Origin of the sequence: Paenibacillus sp. KS-LC4, assembly GCF_036894955.1 — a bacterium.
Lineage (GTDB): Bacteria > Bacillota > Bacilli > Paenibacillales > Paenibacillaceae > Pristimantibacillus.
The window spans coordinates 2,238,919-2,262,299 of sequence record NZ_CP145905.1 but is presented as its reverse complement, the minus strand read 5'-3'; the positions used below and the strand labels follow the sequence as shown (position 1 = coordinate 2,262,299).

20 protein-coding genes and 1 tRNA gene are annotated in these 23,381 nt (G+C 45.1%); 7 read left to right on the top strand and 14 right to left on the bottom strand.

What is annotated here, in order from left to right; genetic code table 11:
- Nucleotides 1-267: 267 nt before the first annotated feature.
- The 3 genes from V5J77_RS09690 to V5J77_RS09680 all read left to right on the top strand — a co-directional run bounded on the left by V5J77_RS09690 (nt 268) and on the right by V5J77_RS09680 (nt 4,109).
- The gene (locus V5J77_RS09690) at nt 268-2,010 is read left to right on the top strand and encodes an SNF2-related protein (protein ID WP_338556682.1); all 1,743 of its coding nucleotides are present in this window, start codon (nt 268-270) and stop codon (nt 2,008-2,010) included.
- Nucleotides 2,003-3,022 (top strand): YqhG family protein, encoded by a 1,020-nt coding sequence (locus tag V5J77_RS09685; RefSeq protein ID WP_338555569.1) that lies wholly within the window; start codon nt 2,003-2,005, stop codon nt 3,020-3,022. The genes V5J77_RS09690 and V5J77_RS09685 overlap by 8 nt, the downstream gene beginning before the upstream one ends.
- 169 nt (nt 3,023-3,191) lie before the next feature.
- Entirely contained in the window at nt 3,192-4,109 is a 918-nt protein-coding gene (locus V5J77_RS09680) for a hypothetical protein (RefSeq protein ID WP_338555568.1), read from the top strand.
- On the opposite strand, the gene V5J77_RS09675 is transcribed toward V5J77_RS09680, so the two are convergent.
- Nucleotides 4,100-4,294: a YqzE family protein gene (locus tag V5J77_RS09675; protein ID WP_338555567.1), complete on the bottom strand. Its 195-nt coding sequence runs from the start codon at nt 4,292-4,294 to the stop codon at nt 4,100-4,102. The genes V5J77_RS09680 and V5J77_RS09675 overlap by 10 nt on opposite strands.
- 246 nt (nt 4,295-4,540) lie before the next feature.
- On the opposite strand from V5J77_RS09675, the gene V5J77_RS09670 reads away from it, so the two are divergent.
- Nucleotides 4,541-5,212, top strand: coding sequence for an N-acetylmuramoyl-L-alanine amidase (locus V5J77_RS09670; protein ID WP_338556680.1), 672 nt, complete (start codon nt 4,541-4,543; stop codon nt 5,210-5,212).
- Here V5J77_RS09670 and V5J77_RS09665 read toward each other — a convergent pair.
- Complete coding sequence (locus V5J77_RS09665; protein WP_338555566.1) at nt 5,177-6,016, bottom strand: divergent polysaccharide deacetylase family protein; 840 nt, start codon at nt 6,014-6,016, stop codon at nt 5,177-5,179. The genes V5J77_RS09670 and V5J77_RS09665 overlap by 36 nt on opposite strands.
- A 200-nt stretch (nt 6,017-6,216) precedes the next feature.
- Here V5J77_RS09665 and V5J77_RS09660 point away from each other — a divergent pair, with 200 nt between their 5' ends.
- Nucleotides 6,217-7,050 carry a hypothetical protein gene (locus V5J77_RS09660; protein WP_338555565.1) on the top strand — a complete coding sequence of 278 codons (834 nt, stop codon included), beginning with the start codon at nt 6,217-6,219 and terminating at the stop codon, nt 7,048-7,050.
- A gap of 67 nt (nt 7,051-7,117) precedes the next feature.
- A tRNA-Leu gene (locus V5J77_RS09655) sits at nt 7,118-7,204 on the top strand.
- A 181-nt stretch (nt 7,205-7,385) separates the two neighbouring features.
- Here V5J77_RS09655 and V5J77_RS09650 read toward each other — a convergent pair.
- From V5J77_RS09650 to V5J77_RS09625, 6 genes are all read right to left on the bottom strand, one after another.
- Nucleotides 7,386-7,709 (bottom strand): WGxxGxxG family protein, encoded by a 324-nt coding sequence (locus V5J77_RS09650; RefSeq protein ID WP_338555564.1) that lies wholly within the window; start codon nt 7,707-7,709, stop codon nt 7,386-7,388.
- 101 nt (nt 7,710-7,810) lie between these two features.
- The gene (locus V5J77_RS09645; RefSeq protein WP_338555563.1) at nt 7,811-9,001 is read right to left on the bottom strand and encodes a Ger(x)C family spore germination protein; all 1,191 of its coding nucleotides are present in this window, start codon (nt 8,999-9,001) and stop codon (nt 7,811-7,813) included.
- A complete protein-coding gene (locus V5J77_RS09640) occupies nt 8,994-10,097 on the bottom strand; it encodes a GerAB/ArcD/ProY family transporter (protein WP_338555562.1) in 1,104 nt (367 codons plus the stop codon). The genes V5J77_RS09645 and V5J77_RS09640 overlap by 8 nt, the downstream gene beginning before the upstream one ends.
- A 26-nt stretch (nt 10,098-10,123) precedes the next feature.
- On the bottom strand, nt 10,124-11,776 hold the full coding sequence (locus V5J77_RS09635) for a spore germination protein (protein ID WP_338555561.1): 1,653 nt from the start codon (nt 11,774-11,776) through the stop codon (nt 10,124-10,126).
- A gap of 352 nt (nt 11,777-12,128) precedes the next feature.
- Nucleotides 12,129-12,311 carry a DUF2524 domain-containing protein gene (locus V5J77_RS09630; RefSeq protein ID WP_338555560.1) on the bottom strand — a complete coding sequence of 61 codons (183 nt, stop codon included), beginning with the start codon at nt 12,309-12,311 and terminating at the stop codon, nt 12,129-12,131.
- A gap of 210 nt (nt 12,312-12,521) precedes the next feature.
- Nucleotides 12,522-13,886: an MFS transporter gene (locus tag V5J77_RS09625; RefSeq protein WP_338555559.1), complete on the bottom strand. Its 1,365-nt coding sequence runs from the start codon at nt 13,884-13,886 to the stop codon at nt 12,522-12,524.
- A gap of 166 nt (nt 13,887-14,052) precedes the next feature.
- Between V5J77_RS09625 and V5J77_RS09620 the strand changes: the two genes are divergently transcribed.
- On the top strand, nt 14,053-14,718 hold the full coding sequence (locus V5J77_RS09620; protein ID WP_338555558.1) for a metalloregulator ArsR/SmtB family transcription factor: 666 nt from the start codon (nt 14,053-14,055) through the stop codon (nt 14,716-14,718).
- A gap of 75 nt (nt 14,719-14,793) precedes the next feature.
- On the opposite strand, the gene V5J77_RS09615 is transcribed toward V5J77_RS09620, so the two are convergent.
- The 6 genes from V5J77_RS09615 to V5J77_RS09590 all read right to left on the bottom strand — a co-directional run bounded on the left by V5J77_RS09615 (nt 14,794) and on the right by V5J77_RS09590 (nt 23,074).
- The gene (locus V5J77_RS09615; protein ID WP_338555557.1) at nt 14,794-16,176 is read right to left on the bottom strand and encodes an ADP-ribosylglycohydrolase family protein; all 1,383 of its coding nucleotides are present in this window, start codon (nt 16,174-16,176) and stop codon (nt 14,794-14,796) included.
- A gap of 19 nt (nt 16,177-16,195) precedes the next feature.
- Nucleotides 16,196-17,080, bottom strand: coding sequence for a carbohydrate ABC transporter permease (locus V5J77_RS09610; RefSeq protein ID WP_338555556.1), 885 nt, complete (start codon nt 17,078-17,080; stop codon nt 16,196-16,198).
- A gap of 12 nt (nt 17,081-17,092) precedes the next feature.
- Nucleotides 17,093-17,983, bottom strand: coding sequence for an ABC transporter permease subunit (locus V5J77_RS09605; RefSeq protein ID WP_338555554.1), 891 nt, complete (start codon nt 17,981-17,983; stop codon nt 17,093-17,095).
- 69 nt (nt 17,984-18,052) lie between these two features.
- Entirely contained in the window at nt 18,053-19,762 is a 1,710-nt protein-coding gene (locus tag V5J77_RS09600; protein WP_338555553.1) for an extracellular solute-binding protein, read from the bottom strand.
- A 161-nt stretch (nt 19,763-19,923) separates the two neighbouring features.
- On the bottom strand, nt 19,924-21,336 hold the full coding sequence (locus V5J77_RS09595) for a response regulator (protein WP_338555552.1): 1,413 nt from the start codon (nt 21,334-21,336) through the stop codon (nt 19,924-19,926).
- Nucleotides 21,329-23,074 carry a histidine kinase gene (locus tag V5J77_RS09590; protein ID WP_338556679.1) on the bottom strand — a complete coding sequence of 582 codons (1,746 nt, stop codon included), beginning with the start codon at nt 23,072-23,074 and terminating at the stop codon, nt 21,329-21,331. Before V5J77_RS09590 ends, V5J77_RS09595 begins: the two co-directional genes overlap by 8 nt.
- Nucleotides 23,075-23,381 lie beyond the last annotated feature (307 nt).

Sequence of the window (23,381 nt, the reverse complement as noted above, 5' to 3'; positions counted from 1 at the left end):
CCCCGCCTGCCAAAGCCAACGCTTTCCGTTGCTAGTCCTTACGCTTTTTTTAGCCCTTTCTTATGAATAGGCGATGAAAGGGTCATACTAGAAACAAAGATTTCAATTCACTCGTTTTGCTCGATTGGACGATGATTGTTTGGCTCAATTGATGTAAGGATGAAAGGAGCTGCTCCCTTGTCTTTAGATAATAAACTGCCGCTATATGGATCTTCCGCCGCTCCAGATGCTGCTCTAGTCACCCGTAAGCTTCATCCGCTTGTAGATTTGCAATATGACCGCTCCACCTTAGACGAGCTGCAAAACCGCATCGCCAAAAATGGACCTTGGGATGACTGGACGTTATATCAGCTATCAATGGAAGCGGAGCAAGCCAAACGTATTGAAAGCTTCGAGCAGCTGCAATGCTTGCGCAGTCTGCCGATGCTCGAACCGATGCCCCATCAAATATCGACTGCACGCAAGGTGCTGCATGAAATGGGCGGACGCGCCATTCTCGCCGATGAGGTTGGACTTGGCAAAACGATTGAAGCTGGGCTCGTGCTGAAGGAATATATCGTTCGCGGGCTCGTGCGCCGCACGCTCATTCTCGTTCCCGCCTCGCTCGTTCTGCAATGGGTGCGCGAGCTGAATCAGAAATTCGGTATTTCCGCCGTTGCCCAGAAAAAAGCGCACACCTGGCATTACGACGTCGTTGTCGCTTCGATAGATACAGCCAAGCGCGATCCGCATCGCGACGTCATTCTCGGCACCGACTACGATATGGTCATCATCGACGAGGCACATAAGCTCAAAAACAAAAAAACGACCAACTACCAATTCGTCACCGAGCTGCGCAAAAAATATTGCCTGCTGCTCACCGCAACGCCGGTGCAAAACAATTTGGACGAGCTTTACAATTTGATTACGCTGCTCAAGCCAGGCCAGCTCGGCCGCCAAAGCGAGTTCACCGCCAACTTCGTCGTTGACAAGCGTCTTCCGAAAAATGAGGAGCAGCTCCAAACGGCGCTGTCCAGCATTATGATTCGCAATCGCCGCGGCGACGGCGGCATTTCGTTTACGAAACGTTTTGTGAAAAATGTTCCGCTCCAGCTGTCGACTGACGAGCAGGCGCTTTACGACGCAGTGACCGCCTTCGTGCATGAGCGCTACGATGAAAGCGGCCCCGACCTTAGCAGCATGCTGTCGCTCGTCACGCTCCAGCGCGAAGTTTGCAGCAGCCGCGATGCCGTCTTTCTGACTCTCGTCAATATGTTCAAAAAAACGGCCGAGGATTCGCCCGTCCGCGCAAAAATATGGGAGCTCATCGAGTTCATCAAAAAGATCGAGGCCAATACGAAGGCCGAGAAGGCGCTTGAGCTCGTTAAGGAAATGAACGATAAAGTCATTATTTTCACGGAATATCGAGCTACTCAGGAATATTTGCTGCAATATTTCCGCTCCCATGACATGATCGCCGTCCCTTACCGGGGCGGGATGAACCGCGGCAAAAAGGATTGGATGATGGACCTGTTCCGCGGCCGAGCGCAAGTATTGATTGCAACGGAGGCAGGCGGCGAAGGCATCAATTTGCAGTTTTGCCACCATATGATCAACTTCGATCTGCCGTGGAACCCGATGCGCGTAGAGCAGCGGATTGGCCGTGTCCACCGTCTTGGACAAACCGAGGACGTAAAAATTTACAATCTATGCACCCTCGGCACGATAGAGGAGCATATTGTACATTTGCTGCATGAGAAAATTAATATGTTTGAGCTAGTCATTGGCGAGCTGGATCATATTTTGGAGCGCTTTGAGAAAAAAGATGGCTCGCTGGAGCAGCAGCTTGCCCGCATGCTGCTCGAATCAGGAGGCAGCGAAACGGAGCTTCGCGAGAAGATCAGCGATCTCGCCTCCTCGATTACGCAAATCCGCGAAGAGGTACAGCTTGCTCCTGAACTGCAAGCAGGTGCGCAAATCGTGGCACAAATGACAGCCCTTGGGCAGACGGTGGAGATACGACATGAATGAGAAGCAGGTACACAAGTTTGTGCAGCGTTATTTGGAGGCGACTCAGTGCCAGGTTTTGGAGAAATCGCCCTGCCATTTCACGGTTAAGCTGTCGCCTGATGCGGACCGGGAGCTGACGAACCGTCCCTACTACTGGAGCTTTGTCGACCGAACGAACGCCGCCCCCGAGACGATGACCTATCTGCTTGTAACCGACCGTGAAAAGTATGACGCGGGGCAAGCAGGGATGCTGCCCGCGCAGCAGCGCGTATCTTTACCCGGCTCAGCCGGAGCAGGAGCAGCGGCGGCTGCAAATGCGGCCGGGAGTGCAGCGTCAGCCGGAACGAGCCAAGCAGCGGCGGCTGATGCTGCGCTTGGCCGCTCGCTCGGCTTTGTACACGGCAGTCTCAATCAGACGGGACTGCGTATTCCGCGCGAGGAAATGTATTTCGGCTCGCGCAAGCTCGATCAGCTGTTTGGTGCAGCAAAATCAAAGGGCAGCTACGTCTTTCTTTTTCAAGAGCCGGAGCGTGGTGCCGCCTCGCCTTATAGCTCTACGCCTTACACAGCTTGGCTCGGCATCAATATGCGCGTGGAGTTCGCCTGCGACCGCAAGCGTGAGGAAATACACAGCTTCGGAATTTCGCTGGCTACGGGACATTGCATTGAGCAATTCCATGATCGGGCTTCGCGCCTTAGACTCACGCCGCGCCTGCCCGCTAATATTCATTTGGCGAAAAACGGCCTTTCCTTCAACAAGGCGCTGTCTATTATGGAGCAAGCGCTGGAGCGCAAGCTGAAAAGCTACGATTATCAATGGGCAGATGCCGCAACCGAGCGGCTGGAGGAGGAGCTTGAGCGTATTCGGCTTTATTATGAGCCGCTAATTGAGCATGCGGCTGACGACGAGCAGAAGCAAAGCGTACGAGATCAGTATGAACAGCGCAAAGCGGAAATTCGTTGGCAATATGAGCCCCGCGTGACGGCTTCCGCCATTAACTGCGGTATTTTCCATCTCGAAGGTATTGAATAGTCGAAGATCAGACCCGATCCGCACCATTGCGGCAAAAAAAGAACGGGAAAGGCTGCGCAGTGCCTACACATTCCAACAGCCTTCTCCCGCTCTGCCTTTTATAATGAAGCAGAAAGTCAAGGTGATATTTCAATAATAGGCAGCATTCGCCGCTTTAGCGACCTGCCTCATGAAGAAAAGGGTGAATTTATTGCTGAGCCACATTCGCAAGCTACTGATCGGCACCTTACTTTTAAGTGCTATATTATGGACAAGCAGTCTTCAGCTATCGCAAGCTGCCGCCATGCCCGAGCTGGAACAAGCAGACCATGCCTCCCTCCTCGCACATGTAGAAGCATGGACAGCACAGCTCGCAGCACAGCCTGCTTTCAAGAGCTGGCAAGGTGCATCACTTGATATTTCCGCACTCGGCCCCGGCACGCACAGCTGGCTCGCCAGCGTTATGCAGCACAAAAAAACCGCCGGCTATCTCGTTATCCATGCAACGGAGAGCGGCGGGTATATTTTAGGCGAATACGGGCTTGGCGACTACCTCTATAGCTTAACAACGCTGCAGCAATCGCTCCAGCGGCTTGAACTTATCCCATCTGCCATTACGAGTACGCCGCTATATATCCATCCGCTGCTATCCGTCTGGAAAATTTCCGGCAAGGCTATCGCCTATACCGATGCTATGAGCGGCGAAGCGCTGCCGCTGACTGCTTCGCTCTGGGACGCCGAGGCAAGTCAGGAGCTGAAGCTTATTTATAATGAGGCGCCTATGGCAGCCACCGCGAGCATTGCCAGTGCCGTTTCCAATCCTTCATTCAACCCTTTTGAGAAGCTGCAATGGCTGACAGACGCACCTGTCGGCAAGGCGGAATCTAAAGACTGCTCAGAAGCGCTGCATATTTTGGACAAAAAGAAACACCTTACCTATACAGCGGCAAGGTTTAATAATGACATGCTTTATGTGTGGTCAGCAACTGGCTATCACAGCTGGAACAACGGCGCTGTGTACGTCGCTCTTGAAACAGACGAGCTGGGCGAAAGCCGGCGTTATGTACCGCTTTCGCTGCTTGCAGAGCTGGGTCATTTTTATCGCTGACGCCCGCTTTTTCCACGCCACCACATCATAAGACTGACAGGCCCCCAGCCGAACCAGCGCGTCAGCCACGGCTCCCTTATCGCCTTCGCTGACGCCTTTATTTGCTTGCGTTCCCCTTTCGGCCTCTCCATATACTCCACAACCTGAACGGTCACGTATTTGATTAAATCATCCCCGCTGGCCATTTCCGTCGCTCCCCTTTTAGCTTGAATATTAGAGCAGTCGCTCCGTAAAGGATAGATACCTCTTGCTATCACTGATGATATCAGTTTGCCCTGCCATCTCCAATCATAAACATGCATGAGATTTCCTCCGATGAGCCACGCTATAGCTAAGACAAAAGCCTTATAAAAGGAGGATGGCATGTGCTTGCTTGCTTTCGTTGTTTGATCATTACACTGCTCTTCTGCCTTCCCGCCCACTCTACAACTATGGCAACAGGAAATAGCAACGCTTCAGCAAATGAACCCGACGCGCCTTCTCAACATTCTGACCCCCATGCTGGACATTGGACGATGCCTTCATCCGTTGTGCTCATTGATGCGGGTCATGGCGGCATTGATGGCGGGGCATCTGCTGGCGGCGTAGTGGAGAAGGACATCAATCTAGCTGTAGCGAAGAAGCTTTATTTGCTCCTGAACAGCCAAGGTATTACCGCTGTACTGAATCGCACAGACGATTATGCGCTTAGCGACGATAATCGCTGGCATATAAGCGGTTCTCGTCATCGACGCGATCTATCTCAAAGGCGGCAGCTCACCGAGGAAATTCCTACGCAGCTGCTCGTCAGCCTGCATGTCAATTCGACACCCGACCGCTCAGAGCGCGGACCGCTGGTGCTGCATCAAAGCAGCGGAGAAAGCGCCCTGCTTGCTTTCTGCATTCAGGATACACTTAATCGCCAGCAGCACACACGCTTTCTCCCAAGGGAAGGTAAACCTTTTTATTTACTTAGACGCGTATACCAGCCAGCTGTCATTGTAGAAATGGGCTTTGTCAGCAATAGCAAGGATCGAACGATGCTGACAGACCCCCGTGAGCAACTGCACATTGCATCGGCCATCGCCTCAGGGATTCGGCAATACAAGCTGATCACCAAATGATTGCAGCACCATATCCGATAGCTTGACGAAGGAAACAGCGGCGTTCATAGAAGGAATCGCCTGTCTTAGAACAGCCGCTGTTTTTGGGCCCGGAGGTCCTACATGACCGATCACGACGCAAGTAACATGCGTGGAGAGATGCTTCTGCACTTCATTCATTTGCTTGCTAATATGCTGAATCGTATACACATCATCGAGAAAAACATCGTTGGAAAGCAGCGGTACCCCAACCTCCTTAGATACTTTCGGCACAACGGTTCTATAAGTCGTCCGGCTATCGAGGAAAAACAATCCTCGCTGCTTGCATACGTCAAGCACGATACGCATAATCCGCTCATCCGCTGTCACCTTGGACCCCATATGATTGTTCATGCCAATCGCATGAGGCACATTGTCAATGGCCGCGTTTATCCGCTTGCGGACTTCGTCGTCACTTAGATCTGCCGTAATAGCGCCCGGACCGAGCCATTTTTTCAATCCCTTGTTAGGCTCCATTGGCATATGCACAATGACATCATGCCCAAGGCGATGCGCCTCCTCTGCGTCTTTTTGCGTAGAAGGCATAAACGGCATAACCGCTGCTGTAAACTTGATCGGCAGCTTCAGCATTTCCTCCGTACCGTCCATATCATTGCCGAAATCGTCAATGACGATGGCAAGATGGCGCTGCTCCTGTGCCTGTGTCTGGGGCTCTGCAAATACAGAAGCTGCTCCTGCTTCATTGCTCATGCCAAAAACCAACAGCATGAGTCCAAGCAGGCTAACCGCCCTTTTTTTCCATAAATAGCTCCTCTTCACGTTCACACTTCCACACTCCTCATTCGTTATTAACGCAGCATCACCTTTACCCTTTCATTGTTTGTGAACTTGAGGCAAAATATGCTGAATGCTGGAAATTCATTCGCCGTTAATCCGCTTTCTTTGTCACATATCGCCAAAATAACCAATTCCATAGTAAAATAGCTGGGAAGGACATTTGTTAGTCATTTATAAGGAGGCGATTCATGATGCTCGCTTTAAATAGCTCGATTTGGTCGGAATTGTACGGACCTTATGGCTTCGCCGATTCCGTAGCAGAAATGCTACAGCAGCTGGCGCTTAATTATGCTTCAGAGGTCAAAGAGGAGCTTTACTGGGAACAGCTTTATCATCAGAATACGATTTATGCGTGTACCTACGCCGCGGTACCTTATTTAGCAGAAATCGCCTTGCACTCGAACGATCCGGAGGTGAAGCTGGATATTTATATCAGCTGCGGCATATTTGAAGCAAGCAATACTTGCGAGTTAACGTCGGAAATGCCCGCAATATTTGAGAAATTAGTACCTGATATTGATGCAAAGGTACGGGCTGATATTTATGTTTCATATTATGATGCTATTAGAAAATTTATGGATATGTCCGAGCAGATCGCTGACTACGCGCAGTCTAATAAAGATGATTCCGAGAAACGTTACGTAGTAATCGCCGATGCTGCTTTTCACAGTGAACGAGCGGCTGCAAATATGCTGCAAACCCACAGCATCGGTGATGAATATGTCGCTCCATGCCCTGCTTGCGAGCATGAAGTCTTCATATGGCCGGATGAAAGGGAGGAGAAGCTAGTCGCGTACAAGGAAGATCCCGTTTTCAACGACAAGGATGCGCCTGCGCCCATTATCCCTGCTGCTCCTGCAAGCTCAGCGGAAATCAGCCTTCGATATGTACATAGCAGGGCAGACCGATTGGGGGATGAGCAGCTTTCGGCACAGCTGCCCTATTTGGCTGGACATACAAATTGCCCTGCCTGCGGCGAGAAATTTCATATATGGCAACAACTGCTAGCACTCTATAGTTAAATTATTTAAAGCCAGCTTGACTTCCCCCATGATGGCATGCTAAATTAATAATGTAAATTTTGCATATGCGGTCGTGGCGGAATTGGCAGACGCGCTAGATTCAGGTTCTAGTGGTGTAACAGCCGTGGAGGTTCGAGTCCTCTCGACCGCACCAGCTTTTCAGCTAACATTGCTCGTAGAGCAATTTATAAATCTTTTTAATACTTTTCATTTTTCAGAAAAAAGGTACTGCTCCCGATTATTTTCGGGAGCAGTACCTTTTTTCACTCTAAGAAATTTTCAGCAGTTCCCCTCTAACGCCGGAAGCTCTCTTTGCTGTCCTCGTATGAATCAAATCAGGCGTGGTCGCGATCACGGCCGCGGTTTCTCATGCCCGCAAGACCAAGCAAGCCAAGCAGACCAAGCCATCCCCAATCGAAGCCATCATTGTCCGTGGCATTGGCTCGGTAATTGTTTGTGTGTACGCTATATCCGTTGTCTACACGATTCATGTCTGTACCCAATGTGCGGTTCGTTGCATTGATGCCATTATTGACGTCATGACGGATCTCCTCGCCTGGTGTATGGTTCACCCTTGTCATGTTGTCGGCAAAGGCAGGAACAGCGGCGAACATCGTTAAGCATGCTGCTAAGCTAAAAATCGCCAACCACTTCTTCATCTTCTTACCCCTCTTCAAGTTAGATTACAAGCCTGCTTATTATTCAACAGGCAAGCCCCGTTTATTCGCAGGAGGGTTCGACATGCTCCTTTTGAACACGCTTATTCTGTAGAAGAACCAAAATCAGTAATCTTTAGCTTGATCTCAAAGGTTACGGGAACCCTGCTGAACACTTCATCCCAATTGTCCTTTATTTCCTTCCATTTCTTTGGATATTTAATAGCAAGCACCTTCCCAAATCCAGCGACATCCACTTTGTATTTCGACTGTGTTTTTTGCATAACATGATTAATCATGGTTGTTAATCTTTTTTCAAAAACCTTCTCTGCTCCCTCTAGATATTCAAGCTTGGATGGGTTTTCCTTCGTATCCCAATTTTCAATTAATCTTCCGGTTGATTCAATCGCAACGTGAAAGGAAATCGCGTCACCTTGTAATTTGGCAGTCGTTTTACTGTGCATGGATTTAATCTCATAAGTAATGATTTTATTTCTCCAATCATAGCTTTTAATTAAGCCTCCTTGCCCTGTCCCTTGAATCCAGGAAAGACTTTCCACATTTTCTTGATTCAAATTGCCAATCCACTTGCTCGTAGCCCCCTTAATAATTCCGGCACCTGAAAATTGTATTTCTCCCTTTGAGCTAACGATATTTTGCAGCAAAAAGCTTTGCTTGGAACGAAGCAAACCATCAATCCGAGTTAGATTAACCTCCTTCATTATTTTATTGCTTCTAAAGCTATTATTGAGCATCGCGTTTAGCCGAAACGCCGGAACCTCTTCCGGCTGATCACTAAGAAAGGTATCAAATGCTCTCCCCTCACTAAAAAACACCCGGCAGCTTGGACGTATATCATTATCACGCAGGGCAAAATCCATCAATTGATCCATCTGATGCTGTTTTGCCAATTTTGTAGATACGACAATGACTTTAAGATGATGACCAATGACTGGGCGCTCCCTTCTGGTCGAGTATTGGCGCATAATTTCAAATACAGAATCCCCTGTCAGGCGTAAATTTGAATACTTCACCACCTGCTTTGCTTTTGATTTTTCCTGCCGCTCGAACGATTTAATTGGGATAATCTGGATAGTTGCTGTAATCAGATCTCTTTTAAAGTAATTCGCGCCTTGTCCTTCCAGATCGCGCTCAATGTCAGGCCGTTCACCTACATCTAGAGCAAGACCTGCATAAACACTTAAATCCTCGATTTCCTTACTGCTCCAGCAGCCTTGCGTTAAGAACAGGGAGGATAAGAGAAGGAAAACAAGCAGGTTTTTAAATCTATACATGATGATTCAGCACCTTCTTTCTAACAAGCAATATGACAGTAAGCAGGACAGGCACGAGAAAAAATAAATAGATCCCCATTTTGCCTATCGTATCCCCTAGCTTAAAAACTTCATTAATTCGCTCGGGAAGCATGGTTGTAATAAAAATAACAGGGATTAATCCAAAGATTACCGGTTGAATCTTCAGATGAAAAACCTGGGAAATTCCTAATGAAGCATTGAAGTAAAAACTAGTGAAATTGCAAAACAACTGCATCATCCAAATGACCAAAAAAGGAAACTCAAAGCGCTCAAATATTAATCCCGCAATTTCAAAGCTGCGAAGAAGGTCAATGGTCGGCCAGGTGCTATTCAACACCGAGTCGATAGACATCCCTCCTATTACGACGATTACAGTCATCAGATAAAGCGCAAAAGGAATGCCGATGCCTGCCAATGTCGCTCTGACCGCGCGCTCTGGATGCTGCATATGCGCAACGAGAGTCATGATGACTTCACATCCTGTAAATATAAGCACCGTAGATTTCAACCCCTTAAATACGGGGAGGACACCCTCACCCAAAACAGGACGTAAATTGTTGATATCAAATAATCGAATACTTAGGAAATAGGAAAGCACCAGTATGAATATACTGATTGGAAAAATAATTTGAAAAACCCGCGCAATGGAATTAATTCCTCCAAAGCAAATATAGGCACCCACCCAAATAAAGGGAATGACAATTGCCCAAATAGGGGTTCCTTCCAGCAAATAGAACATCGTTATCTCCGCAAATATCCTTACCTCAAAACCAGCAATAATAATGTAATAACAAATTAAACAAACACCTAAAACTCCGCCAGGTATAGTGCCCACAATTTTTTTGGCGTATTGATACACCGTATGCTGAGGAAATTGCTGGCTTAATTTCACCATGACCATTATTAACAAAATGACGATAAAGCCGCCTAACAGCACAGACAGCCAAGCGTCCGGTGTTTGAGTAGCCTCGACTACACCTCGGGGCAAGGTCAGGATGCCTGCTCCCAGTACGGAATCTGTTATGAAGATCGACGTTTGGGTTGTCGTGATTTTATCGTCGCTGCGCAGAAACACATTTGCTCCTCCTCTCTAAGCCGTTCCTATCTTCGCTTCTTGTCTTGCGTTTTCATCATATCCGGTCGTTTTGTCATGAATGGCAGCGGCGTGCGCAGAAACAAATCCTTCCAATCGTTAAAGCGAAACGGAGAGATTGGTGTCACATAAGGAACTCCAAAGCTTTTCAGCTTGCTTATATGGCCGCAAATAAACAAGATAAACAAAATGGTTCCAAACATCCCCAGCACTGCCGCGCACAGCATGCCTACAAAGCGTAAAATCCGCAACGTAATGCCTGCGCTGTATACCGGTATTGAAAAAGAGGATATAGCGGTCACAGCAACTACGATGACCAAAAAGGGACTGACAATACCCGCCTGCACAGCAGCCTCGCCAATAATCAAACCGCCCACAATGCCCATTGCCGGTCCAATCGGCTTAGGCAGTCGAATGCCCGCCTCACGCAATATTTCAATTGATATTTCTAGGATCATCACTTCTATTAATGAAGGAAAGGGGACACCCTGCCTCGTTTCAATGATCGTAACGGCAAGCTCTGTTGGGATTAAGCCCGGATGAAAGGAAATAAACGAAATATACAAAGCCGGTGACATAAGCGCCAAAAACGCGGCGAAAAATCGCAGCATACGGAGTAAAGTCCCTGGCAGCCAGCGATCATAATAATCCTCAGGCGATTGCAGCAGCATGCTGAACGTTGTCGGTACAATTAGAGCAAAGGGAGTACCATCCAATAAAATAGCGATCCTGCCTTCCAATAATCCGCTAATAACTCGATCCGGTCGCTCTGTATTTTGAGCTTGCTGAAACGGGCTCAAGTAATCGTCTTCAATGAATTGCTCCACATAACCGGATTCCGCGATGAAATCCATATTGATTTTTCCAACTCGATCTCTTACCTCCTGAAGCAAATCTGGATTCACAATTTCCTTCATGTAAGCAATAACCAGTTTTCTTTTAATTCGCGCTCCTACCTCATACATATTTATTTCCAAATCCTCACTGTAGCCTTGTCTGCGCAGCATCGATGTATTTTCACTTAGCACCTCGGTAAATCCGATACGAGGACCTCGAAGCAACGCTTCAGAGCTTGGTTCACTGATTGCCCTTGTCTTCATGCCTGACGTGCCAATAAGCAGGGCGTGAGGCACGCCTTCAATAAGCAAGGCTGTAAAACCGATCAGGATGGATTGATTTAAACCATGAAGCTCTTTAGCCTCATAGGTTTCACAAACCGGGAGCACTTTATTTTGAAAATAAGCGGAAAATTCTAACGGATTAAATAAAACACTTCCGTCCGTCATATCCTGCTTAACATCTTCCATCAAAATTTTCATTACATATTTGCTGATCATTTCTTCATCCTGCATCCCATCTACATAAATGAGCATAGCCCGGGCCTGAAGTTCCGCTACCTGAAATTCACGAAAATGGACATCGCTATTACTGCTAATGGCTTGTTTGATTGCATGCAAATTTTCTTCATATTCGTCAGATAGATGCGCTTGCTCGGCTGGCCGCTCGCCCCTTCTTGCTTTTTGGGCAGGAGCATTTTTTTTCTCAACTAATGACCGAAAATATTTATTCACATAATAAAGAACAAGGGCAATAACCAAGCTTAGAACAGCCTGTACACATACTTTCCAGTTAGGGAGGTGCGTTATTATAATAGACCACACGCTAGTCCATCCTCTCTTCAATAAAGCTCAATTTTAACTTGTCCCAATATTTTCTTTTCATGCATCCTTTTTAATATAACTTCAGCTAAAATTGTGTTTCAATCCGCTAACCAAGAAAGAAAGGCGCATACAGGTATTTAGCATTTGGGCACCTTCTAGTTGTTTGTCGTTAGCCGTTAATTTGAGGCTACTGCCATTTTTCACTTCAAACACGCCAGCCACTCGCCGATGCACTGTCCGTATATAGATCGGGGGTAACGAATAATAATGATTACTCATTTGAAACAACGAATCCCCTGCTTCACCCGATTAAGTGGTGAAGCAGGGGATTCATTGTTTATACAAAATAAGACTAGTGGTTGATATCACATTTGTTCATTATGAACGAGATTTGATTTTCAAGTCGGTTGATCGATTCCTGTGTTTCTTTGTCTTCTGCTTGCTGTTCACGAAGCGATTCGAGCTCCGCTTTGAGTTGATGCAGATCATCTCCCGCATTTGCGCAATCATAATTACTCTCGAGGCTATCGAGCATGATTTAACCCCCAATCAATAGATAAGCGTTCTTGACTATTATCGTGAGTTTCAATTAATTTATTCATTTCCTAGATATCGGATTTTTTTCAGCCGTTTTTTTAGTTTGCAATCTTCATCTACTATTTGTGTAAAGATACAGCGCTATAGACAGTATTGGCAAAATACTTCCGTTTATTTGTTTTTCAAGCCTAAAGTTTGCAGGCTTGCTCTATTTGCTTTTGGTTGCTGGGGTAATCCGCGTGCTGGCCAATAAACTCATAACGATTAACAAGAGATGAAAACCCATTGTTACCGTCAATGCAGCTTGCATTGACATCCTGGCAGCTTGACAGACGACAAGCATGGAACCGCCTATCCCGATCACGACGCCCGGTGTAAAGGAATCTGCAAATTGTAGATTGGCCGAGGTTTTGCCAACCCCTTCTTCGCCTGTTTGGGAAAAGGCTACAACGCCGCTAATCGGATGCGCCAAGCCAATTCCGATTCCCGCTATGATTTGTCCAATCACCGCTACGGTAACGGTTACAACCGGCACCCAAAATACGAAGGCAATCCCAATTGCAAGCAGCAGCACACCTAGAATAATTCTTGTATGACGTCCACGCCCCTGGTCTGCCGAGTCCCAACGTCCCTGCAAATAAGCAATCACACACCAACTCAGTGCTGCGCTCGCTACAATTAATCCTGCTTGAGAAGGCGTAATACCCTTCACATTTATTAAAGCTAATACCAAGAAATTCTGTGTACTTGCATAGGCAGCGAAGAACAGACCACGTGATGCTAGAATAGCCGGCATTCCTCTTCTCATAGCAAGCGTTCCCTTGGGGAGCAGTTTGCGCAGTGGATATACCATCAGCACTAAGCCGATAAGCGTTAAAACAAACCCTGTAATGGTCGGCAGCTTGCTAAGACCCACTAAGAGAATCCCCGTACCGATCGTTAATAGCAACGCCATCCATGTAGCTGCGGCCCCGTTGTCCCCTTGTGTTCCCTGTGTTTTCAGCTTCCTAAAAGCAGGCAGACTAAGCAATGCTGAAACAATCAGGATCGGTAATATTCCCCAGAAAACAAACCGCCAAGACCACTGGTCTGCGATAAGGCCGGCGACGTATGGACCGAGCATAGATGGAAGAACATAGGCAGTACCGAATGCTCCAAGTATTTTCGCACGCAATTCATCGGGATAACTTAAAGATATTGCCGTATAAACACAAGTCATCATTGCACCGGCACCCAGGCCCTGCATGGCACGCGCCAAAATCATCATATACATATCGCTTGCTGTCGCGGCAGCGATCAGCCCGACGATAAACAAAATAAGGGCGTAAGTGAACGGTGCTGCCGGCCCTTTTCTATCAATGATACGACCAACGACCAAGGTGCCAATAATCTGCGCAAGCAGATATGTACTGAATATCCAGCCAAAAAGGTCAATGCCGTTTAAGTCCCCAGCGATGGAAGGAGCAATCGTCGTTACCGAGAGACCTTCGAATCCAACCGCCATCACAGACAGGATAATACCTATAGTCAATGCAAAATAGCGCGGGCTGAAAATACTTTGATGATTAGACATTAAAATGAACCTCCAAATAAAATAGTTATGTATACACCGTATCCGGATACTTAGTAAACATTTTTCTTTACAAAGTATACGGTACCGTTCACCTTTGACTTTGTCAACATTTATATTTAAAATGTAAGGAGCGATGTAGATCCCGTTGCTTAATAAGGAGGGCATCATGAGCCGAAATCAAACCAATAAAGATTCCTCAACCAGAACCCGAAGAGCGATCATTAATTTGCTAAAGCAGCAGGGCGGGATGGACGTGATGGCGCTAGCCTCCGAGTTTTCGCTCTCTGGAATGGCGATTCGCCAGCACTTAAATGCTCTGAAAGAAGAAGGATTTGTTACGCATGAAGAACAAGCCCGCCCCATGGGCAGGCCGACCAAGCTTTGGAGATTAACTCCCGAAGCTAATACATTTTTTCCTAGTGGTTATTCGGAGTTATCCGTCAGTTTGATCCAATCGATGAGAGAAGCCTTCGGAAACGAGGGGTTAGACAGGCTGCTTGCTGTCCGGGATAAGAAGATGCAAGTGCAATATCTTCAGCACATTGGTGACGCATCGAACATACGGGGAAAACTAGAGAAACTGGCCGAGATTCGAACAAATGAAGGTTACATGGCTGAGATACAAGATCAAGATGATGGAAGCTACCTGTTCATTGAGAAGCATTGTCCGATTTGTGAGGCTGCTGTTGTCTGTACCGGGTTATGTAAAAATGAGCTGCATTTATTTCGAGTTATTCTTGGGGAGCAGACGCTTATCGAACGGGTGGAGCATATTTTGGCGGGAGGCAGAAACTGTGTCTACAGGGTTAGAGAAGGCGATATTTGTAGCTAGATTCACTACAAATATCGCCATTGAAGAACGCATAATCATACCCAGGTCACTTGGTTACAACCAAATCTAATTTCCTCAAACGTTCACGTATAGCTCACTGGGTTGAATTCGGTGTCGACCTCTGTGCAGCATCTGTGGCAAGCATCCCATTCGCTCTGCCAAAACCGATAGTTTTTGTTCATGAAAATTAGCTAGTCCCGTATGAATCCGATTGTGGAATGGGGTCAGCCATCTTGCATCCAGGCCGTCAAAACCGAAATAAACGCCGAGCAGTGAGCCAACAGTGGCTCCAAAGCTATCCGTATCATTGCCTTGCATCACCTGCTTGCATATCCCGTCGCCGACATTGTCTGCAAATCGAAATGTATTCATTAATGTGCCTATTTCCTGATAAACCTGACAGTGGGAATACTTCGCATACTTATGGTTAATGATCTGATAAGCTTCCAGCCAGTCGTCTGCATTCGCTACCATCTGAAGGCAATCCTTCGTTATCTCATAGAATCGACTTCTTCTAGGAACGAATTGCAAGGCCGTATTCATGATTTCAATAGGATCGCGCAGTACCTGAGCGACAGAAATCATGGCGGCAATGAACATTGTGGCGTAGATACCGGTTTGGCGATGTGTAAAGCTTGCATCCCGCCAAGCTAGCTCAGCAGCAAGAGAAGGTTGCCCCGGGCAAGCATAGCCATATGCATCTGCGCGAATCGCCGCCCCGCATAGTTCAGTATCCTGTACCATAAAATCAGGCCAAGCCTCTATCTCAGCATGATTGAATTCATCCCGATCATGTTCCAAGTAGCTTATCCCGGAACGAAGCAAGATGGCCCTTTCTGGACCCCAAGTTGTACTTATCGGAAGATGATTTATCCATAAATCTCTTACATTTCTTTTCGTAAAACCAGTGCCGAATTGCTCCAGCGTCATCATTCCCATTAATGTGTAATTGATATCGTCGTCAGGTACCACATATTGAATTCGTCCCCGAGTTGTCTCATACCAAGACCAATGGCGGCGATCCAACGCATGGAGGATTTCATCAGAAATATAATCGTTCAGCGGCCATTCTCCTACGGATGTTAGCGCTTCACGCAATTCCTTTAAGCTGGGATTCACTTCAATTGGCTTGCCTAGCATAGAGCCGCATACAGAAGCCAGAAATCCCGCCTCTACCCGCTTGGAGCTGTCCTGCAGATTCAGGATGCCGATCTGACCTAGAGGTCGATCCGAATCGCATTCCCTCCATATCCCCTCTAAATCGTTCGGCTCAAAATAGGACCAATTGTCCCTCATTGGAAGCTCAGCCATGCTATGAGCGAATTCCACATAAGCGTCGTAGCTTGCGGGAAGCTGTTCCAGCTTGGCTAAATAGCCTGAGGTTTGATGCCCCTGCTCAAATTTATTGCGCAGAATTCCCTCCAATTGACGCTTAAGAAATGGAAGTGATGGTAGCATATTGTGTCTCCTTTATCGCTTATTCTTTTACAGATCCTAACGTTATTCCATGGATAAAAAACTTCTGCAAAAACGGATAAATAACTAATACGGGAATCATCGCAATAAATATTTTGGCTGCGTTCAATGTCTGATTAGAAAGCTCACTCATCTTTTGAATTTGCTCTGCGGTCATGGTTTGTGCATCAATGATGACGACCAATTGCTGAATGTACGTTTGAAGTGGATAATGATCGGCAGCGGACATCAGCACAAGACCGTTAAAAAACTCATTCCAATGATAGACTATGCTGAATAAGGTGACTGTAGCGAGCACAGGTACTGCCAGAGGAACAAAAATTTTAATAAGTGTATGCCATGGACCTGAACCATCTACTACCGCCGCCTCTTCTATCTCCTTAGGCAAATTGCGAAAAAAGTTCATGACAAGAATAACGCTAAAAACCGGAACACTTTGCCCTAGCACAAGTGCCCAAATATTATTGATTAATCCAAGTGACTTAACCGTCTGATACCATGGGATCAACCCGCCGTTAAACAGCATAGTAAAAACCAAAATCCACATAAACACATTGCGAAAGGGAAAATCCTTGGCATTTTTGGATAGTGGATACGCCAGAAGAAGTATGATGACAAAATTAATACTTGATCCTAATACAACACGCTGTATTGAAATCCAAAATGAATTAAAAAATTTGCTGTCACCCATAATTTCTTGATACGCGCCAAAATTAAACCCTACAGGCCATAATCCAACCTGCCCCGAGGAAGCTGCCGCATTCTCACTTAACGAGATCACTAGCGTGTACCATAAAGGAAGCACGCACAAAAGAGCAGTTCCACCCAAAAACAGAACAAGCAAAACATCAAATGCTTTGGAGCCAAGTGTTTTTTCTATAACCATAGTAATGCTCCTTTAAAAAATACGATAATTTGCAAACTTATACGCTAAGAAATAGGAGACCGAGATCAAAGTAAAACTGATAACAGATTTTAAAAGTCCCATTGCAGTTGCCAAGCCATACTGGAGATTCAATAAGCCGGTTCGATATACCCATGTGTCAATAATATCGCCGCTCGAATACACAAGAGGATTATATAGGTTAAATATTTGGTCGAATCCAGCATTTAAGACGTTACCCAGACTTAGAACAGAGAGCAAAATAACCGTTGTCATTATTCCCGGCAAAGTGACATTTAGCAAACGCTGTATACGCGATGCACCGTCAATGGCAGCCGCCTCATATAAAGAGGGATTGATTCCCGTTAACGCTGCCAAAAAAATAATCGTGTTAAATCCAAACTCCTTCCATACATCACTACTAACAATGATGAAGGGAAACAAATCCGCTCTGGCAAAAAATAAGATAGGATTTATATCGAAAATAGACAAGATCCCGTTAATCGGTCCATTGTAAGAAAAGATATCCAAAAGAATACCTGAAAGAATAACCCATGATAAAAAATGGGGCAAATAAACAATCGTCTGAATCCATTTTTTAAAAATAGCCAGGCGTAATTCATTCAACAACAGGGCAAAGATAAGGGGTACGATCATATTTCCGATAATTTTCATAACAGCAATAAAAATCGTGTTAAAAAATATCGTTTTACTGTCATTAAGCGTAAACATATACTTGAAATTTTCCAGACCAATCCACTCGGAATGAAACACGCCCAAGCCGGGATTAAAATCCTGAAAAGCGATAGCGATCCCAAACAAGGGAACGATGCTGAAAAGAGTCAACCAACTAAATCCAGGCAGGAGCATGAGATAATAATGCTTGGTATAACCCTTGGTTTTCATATTGCAAACCACTTCCATTCTCACTTGTTTATAGAAAGGCGACAGACTTCGCTGTCGCCTCTAGCCATTTTACGGTTGTGCTGTCTCGCCTATTTCTGCAATAATTTTATCTCCACCTTGATTCTTCCAATCTATTACAAACTGATCAAATGAATCCAATGGAGCAGCGCCCATAATAATTTTGAGGAACGTTTCCTTTTCAAGCTTATCTAGTGCAGCCCATCTACTTTCCATCGTTTTGGTCTGCGAATAGGTAACGCTATAGGTTCTCTTAAAAGGCTCCTGCAATGGAGCTATGCCAACAAGTGTAGAATACATTCGTTTCCATACGCCTATGTCTGCATTCGGGTCCCAATATTGAATATCATTATTGTTGTAAGGCTCCAATTTAACTTTTTTTATGTTTTCAGCATCAGCCTTTAATAGGTTATATCCGGGAAGATCCAGATCTTCCGGCTTTTTGGTGCCCGCTAAAACCTCTTGCAGCATTTTATAGGTAACATCCATAACATCCATAGAGGCATAGACCAAACGTAATGGATAATTGCTAATTGCAACATTCACATCGAACTTCGATTCATCCCGATACAAGAGATTTTGCATTTTAATCACCGCTTCGGGGTGCTCGTATCCCTTCCGCACAACAAGGTATTGATTAGATGGGTTACCCATATGCGGTGTGAAATCACCATCCATATCAAGAGGTGCGGCATAAGCCTGCCAGTTTGCTTCCGGATTGTTCTGGTATGCATCTGCTAAAGGCCCATAACCGCCTGACCACCATACGCCAAAATAAATACCCGAGGTTCCATTTTTGATTAACTCCTGAGCATTTTTGCGAATGCTCATCTCCTTGTCGATTAACCCTTTGGAATAGAAATCACGCAGCTTGGAAAGCGCTTGTTTCGTTTCTGGCTGAATAGAGCCGTAAGTGGTATTACCATTCGAGTCCTTCAACCAAAACCCCGGATAGGAATGGTAAGAGGCAAAAATGGGATCGAAACCATAGTTGTTATTATTCGGATTAAGGAAATCCGCATTAAGATTACCTCCCAATTGCGGGCCCGTGATAGCCACCGTATCTGCCTTCCCGTTACCGTCGGGGTCCTGCTCAACGAAAGCCTTTGCCACCTTCTCCAATTCATCCATCGTTTTTGGCGGCTGTAGACCGAGCTTATCTAACCAATCCTTGCGAATCCACATGTAATGCACCATATCTGCTTCTGGCGTTACATTTGGTAGCGCATACATTTTTCCGTCAACCGTGACTGATTTGAGGGCCAGCCCGTTCGTTGTTTCAATGATGCCTTTAATGGTTGGCGAAGCATATTTATTGTAAACCTCGGTCAAATCCTCAAGCTGACCGCTTTTAACCATTTGTCTGAACTGCGTTTCCTTCACAACCATTGCATCAGGCAAATCGTTGCTGGCAATAGATAAATTTATTTTCTGTTCGTAGTCTTTTCCTGCTGCGGCCTGCCAAACAATCTTTGTATCAATGTTCAATTGCTCTTTAACATAACGAGTATACTGGTTACTTTCGGGAGAATCCCCGGCGGGTAAGCTTTTATCGGACGCATCTATTTCTTTTCCTATGTTAATGGTGATGGGTTCCTCGGATTTCCCAAATGGATTCGCTTCTTTCTCGACGGCTGCCGTTTGCGCTTCTTCAGTCGAAGACTTCGGCAACTCTTTGGAAGAGCTTGAATTGCTGCATGCGCTTAATACAATTAATATTCCTGCTAATAAAATCTGAATGCATTTTCTAGACTTGCTCATGTGTGCCCCTTCTTTCGCTTTTTGATTTTGTCCACACCTAAAAGGTAACACACAACAGCCTCTTGCCTGGATAGACGATGGTTATACGTTTAGAGAGGTAATTGACCGAGAATCAGGGAAGGCCTGGCCATCTTTTGGGCAGTTAATCAACAATTGCCTCCCTATTCATCGGACATATTTCTACCTGTATCCTGCGTTTGCCGATATTTACTCGGAAGCATGTTCGTTTGCTCCCGAAAGGTACGGCTAAAATACTTTTCATCCATATAACCAACGTTTTCTGCAATCCAAAGGATGGTTTTGTTCGTATACAGCAGAAACTCCTTTGCTTTTTCGATACGAACCTGACGCAAATAGTCGCTGAAATTCATACCCACAATTTCTTTAAAGCATTGGCTAAAGTAACTCCGGCTCATATTGACCCTTTTAGCAACGTTAGCCGCAGTAATCGGCTGATTCATTTCCTCCTGCACGATATTGACAGCTTTAATCACACATTCCACAACCTCTTGCGAAAATGCAGGTTTATCCAGAGCGCTACGGATCATATTACGTGTGGCTCTAAACCATGCATCTGCCTGCTCCCAAGAATGAAAAGAATCGGGCAGTTGAATCTTCACTGAACTCACAGGATAGAATAAAATATTCCACTTATCGATTAACGAATACAGCAGCCCCAGCAGCTTCGCTTGAGGTAACCGCATCCATTTCAAAGCATGGATATACTGATTAAATATACTGTCTTGATAAATCCAATTATAGTTAGACCATTGCTCCTTCATTACATTCAGGCTGCCTTCAGAACGTACTTGCTTCTGATTTTCCCAATCCTGCAACAAAACGGCCCCCGTACCGGAGTGCGAATCATAATCGTAAAAGAAATCCTTGTCTCTATATTCCCTTAACAGCCGATGTACATCATTATGAGATCTGCCGTAGAGACCCTTCAAATGTATCAGGCCCCATCCTGGTTTAGTGCTGATTTCCTGAGAAACCCGCTCTAACCATAATGCATCAGACTCCTCTGATGGCTGCTTCAAGAGCCAAAGGTTCATATCCACCTCAGTCATGGATTGATCCGCATTTTCACTCCAATTCTTTACCCAATGTTCTCCAGCAGCCTTATTGATGGAGAGACATGCATATCCTCGATCCATTGTAAAAATCCCATTTGGATCTGGAACTCGCTTTTGTTCTTGAGCAATCCGGTTAGAAATCCTTTCAAGCACTTCCTCAAAGCGCTCCTTTTCAAGCTGAACTTTAGCAATGTAATCAATAGCGCCTAACCTAAGCGCCTCCTGAATATATTCAAAATCCTGATGGAGCGTTAATACTACAATGTAAATATGAGTAAACTCTTTGCGAACCATTTTTATTAAATCGATACCCGACATCACAGGCATAGCAAGATCAGTAAGCAATAAGTCCACACGATTTGATTCTAGAAATTCCAATGCTTTTACACCATTGCTAGCTTCACCGACCACCTCCATATCAAAATGTTTCCAAGGCATAGCCGATATGAGACCTTTTCGGACTAATTTATCATCATCAACAACCATTACTTTAATCATGATTTGGTTCAACCTCCATTAGAGGCAAGCTTAAATAAATACTCGTCCCTTCTCCTAAGACACTACTAATTTCCAACTCGGCCCGCTCACCATATTGAGATTCGATCATGCGCTTCACATAGTTCATCCCTATGCCCATACCTACCTTTCTATTTTCAACCTGAGGATTATTCAATAAGTTGTTTATAGTTTCCTCTGACATCCCGGACCCATTATCATGAATGGAGATATTGATCGTTTGGGTTAAGCTTACATTTACCCGGATGAAACCATCATCGCTTAAACCATGATAAAGGGAGTTTTCAACAAGTGGTTGAAGGATGAAGCGTGGAACCGGCATTTTCAAAACTTCTTCATCCATATCAATCTGCACATCAAATTGAAAATCATAACGAATCTGCTGCAAAATAAGGTATTGTTTTAATGCTTCGATTTCCTCTTGAATCGTTGAAGCTTGTCCCAGCTTGCCCAAATTATAATGAAGCAATTTATTTAAAGAGGATACCAGCTGATCAATTTCGTTATGCCCGTTCATGACAGCCAGCCAGTGCACCGTATCTAATGTATTCATCAAAAAATGAGGATTGATTTGATACAGCAGCTTCTCCACTTCAAGATCAACTCTCCTCCTTTCCTTCTGCTCTACTTCCGCAAATAAATTCCATATTTGTTCTTTCATTTGTCCAAATTGATCCAAGAGGAAATCAAACTCTGGTATTGTCCTTGCTCTGCCAATCTGGATTCGATTTTGTGCCATTAACTTTATTTCTTTATTGAAGGTATTCAAGGGTCGATACACCATTTTCCATAAAAGCCAAGCCAGGAATAAGCTCATCCCCAAAAAAAACACTGAAAATAGTGAAATTTGAATAAACCACCGATTTATCTCTTTGTTATAATCTGCTTTAGGGATCACGGAGACAATGCTCCAGCCTTGATTGCTCGTCTTCCTGAACCAGTAAAACCCATTTTGTGTGCCAGAGGCTTCTCCCTCTGTAATGCCTGGGAATGTTGTATCTATTGCAAATATATGGGGTAACTCGCTATAGGCGATTCTTCCATTATTGTCAAGGAATATGTGGGAGTTTTTACCGCCGGTTTGATCGTTATTGAGGATGCTTTGAGTCAAATGCAGCCCTGTTTCAATGTACACATAAACATCATCTCGATTAGGAAGCTCTACTTTTCTTAAAGCAGACAACACAAATTGATGATCAAAACGGTTATTGCTTATATGTGGACCATAATAGGAAATCCCGGAATATTGAGCAAGCAATGGCAGGTTTTCCGGCGCAAAGTGATCCTTGACTCCCGAATTTTCAAGATCATAGGAATGATTGTTTTGAAAATAATATAGAGTTAAGCCGATACTAGGATTCGTAAAAGTGATGAGACTTAATTCCTCCTTCAGCTTGCTTTTCATCTCGACTCGTTCGTAGGGTTCACTAGCTGTACTTGTTAACAATTGATCCAGTTTCTTTCCTACACTGCCTTCGAATGCAAGCTGTTGGGATACATGATTCAAATTACTGATAGTGTTCTCTAACGAGAGCACCACTTGATTTAAATTACTTTGAATGCCGCTTTGAATTTTAGTTGTAAGAATCGAGTAGATGGTATAGTAGGAAATCATGCCTATACTAATAAACGGAATCAACGAGCTAAACAAGAAGATAATAATGATCCTCTTTTTCAAGGTCAGGTAATTATAAAGAAATAATTTGAAATTCTTCCTCATGTTAAAGAAAATAAAACTCACGCTCCCGAGAATAACAAATTTATAATTTATGATACCATGATTGACTTCTTGCAAGTGGAAAATCGAAACTTTCTCGAGGCTGGCAATAATCGCGAAAATAAAAAAAACGATATAGCCATTACTAAGGAATGCTATGTAAAAAATAACACAAACAAGTCCCTCACTTAGATAGATAATGGTTACACGTTTAGAGGGGCAAATGACCGAGGATTCGTATGTCTTACGTTAAATAATAGGAAGACCCGCAAGATAATCGCTTGACTTATCAAGCGGCTGTTCTTACGGG

Excerpts from the sequence above, each read along its gene's own strand:
- V5J77_RS09685 (WP_338555569.1), top strand. The coding sequence starts at position 2,003 with ATGAATGAGAAGCAGGTACACAAGTTTGTGCAGCGTTATTTGGAGGCG.
- V5J77_RS09680 (WP_338555568.1), top strand. The coding sequence starts at position 3,192 with ATGAAGAAAAGGGTGAATTTATTGCTGAGCCACATTCGCAAGCTACTG.
- V5J77_RS09675 (WP_338555567.1), bottom strand. The coding sequence starts at position 4,294 with ATGGCCAGCGGGGATGATTTAATCAAATACGTGACCGTTCAGGTTGTG.
- V5J77_RS09670 (WP_338556680.1), top strand. The coding sequence starts at position 4,541 with ATGGCAACAGGAAATAGCAACGCTTCAGCAAATGAACCCGACGCGCCT.
- V5J77_RS09660 (WP_338555565.1), top strand. The coding sequence starts at position 6,217 with ATGATGCTCGCTTTAAATAGCTCGATTTGGTCGGAATTGTACGGACCT.
- V5J77_RS09650 (WP_338555564.1), bottom strand. The coding sequence starts at position 7,709 with ATGAAGAAGTGGTTGGCGATTTTTAGCTTAGCAGCATGCTTAACGATG.
- V5J77_RS09645 (WP_338555563.1), bottom strand. The coding sequence starts at position 9,001 with ATGTATAGATTTAAAAACCTGCTTGTTTTCCTTCTCTTATCCTCCCTG.
- V5J77_RS09630 (WP_338555560.1), bottom strand. The coding sequence starts at position 12,311 with ATGCTCGATAGCCTCGAGAGTAATTATGATTGCGCAAATGCGGGAGAT.
- V5J77_RS09625 (WP_338555559.1), bottom strand. The coding sequence starts at position 13,886 with ATGTCTAATCATCAAAGTATTTTCAGCCCGCGCTATTTTGCATTGACT.
- V5J77_RS09620 (WP_338555558.1), top strand. The coding sequence starts at position 14,053 with ATGAGCCGAAATCAAACCAATAAAGATTCCTCAACCAGAACCCGAAGA.
- V5J77_RS09615 (WP_338555557.1), bottom strand. The coding sequence starts at position 16,176 with ATGCTACCATCACTTCCATTTCTTAAGCGTCAATTGGAGGGAATTCTG.
- V5J77_RS09610 (WP_338555556.1), bottom strand. The coding sequence starts at position 17,080 with ATGGTTATAGAAAAAACACTTGGCTCCAAAGCATTTGATGTTTTGCTT.
- V5J77_RS09605 (WP_338555554.1), bottom strand. The coding sequence starts at position 17,983 with ATGAAAACCAAGGGTTATACCAAGCATTATTATCTCATGCTCCTGCCT.
- V5J77_RS09600 (WP_338555553.1), bottom strand. The coding sequence starts at position 19,762 with ATGAGCAAGTCTAGAAAATGCATTCAGATTTTATTAGCAGGAATATTA.
- V5J77_RS09595 (WP_338555552.1), bottom strand. The coding sequence starts at position 21,336 with ATGATTAAAGTAATGGTTGTTGATGATGATAAATTAGTCCGAAAAGGT.
- V5J77_RS09590 (WP_338556679.1), bottom strand. The coding sequence starts at position 23,074 with ATGAGGAAGAATTTCAAATTATTTCTTTATAATTACCTGACCTTGAAA.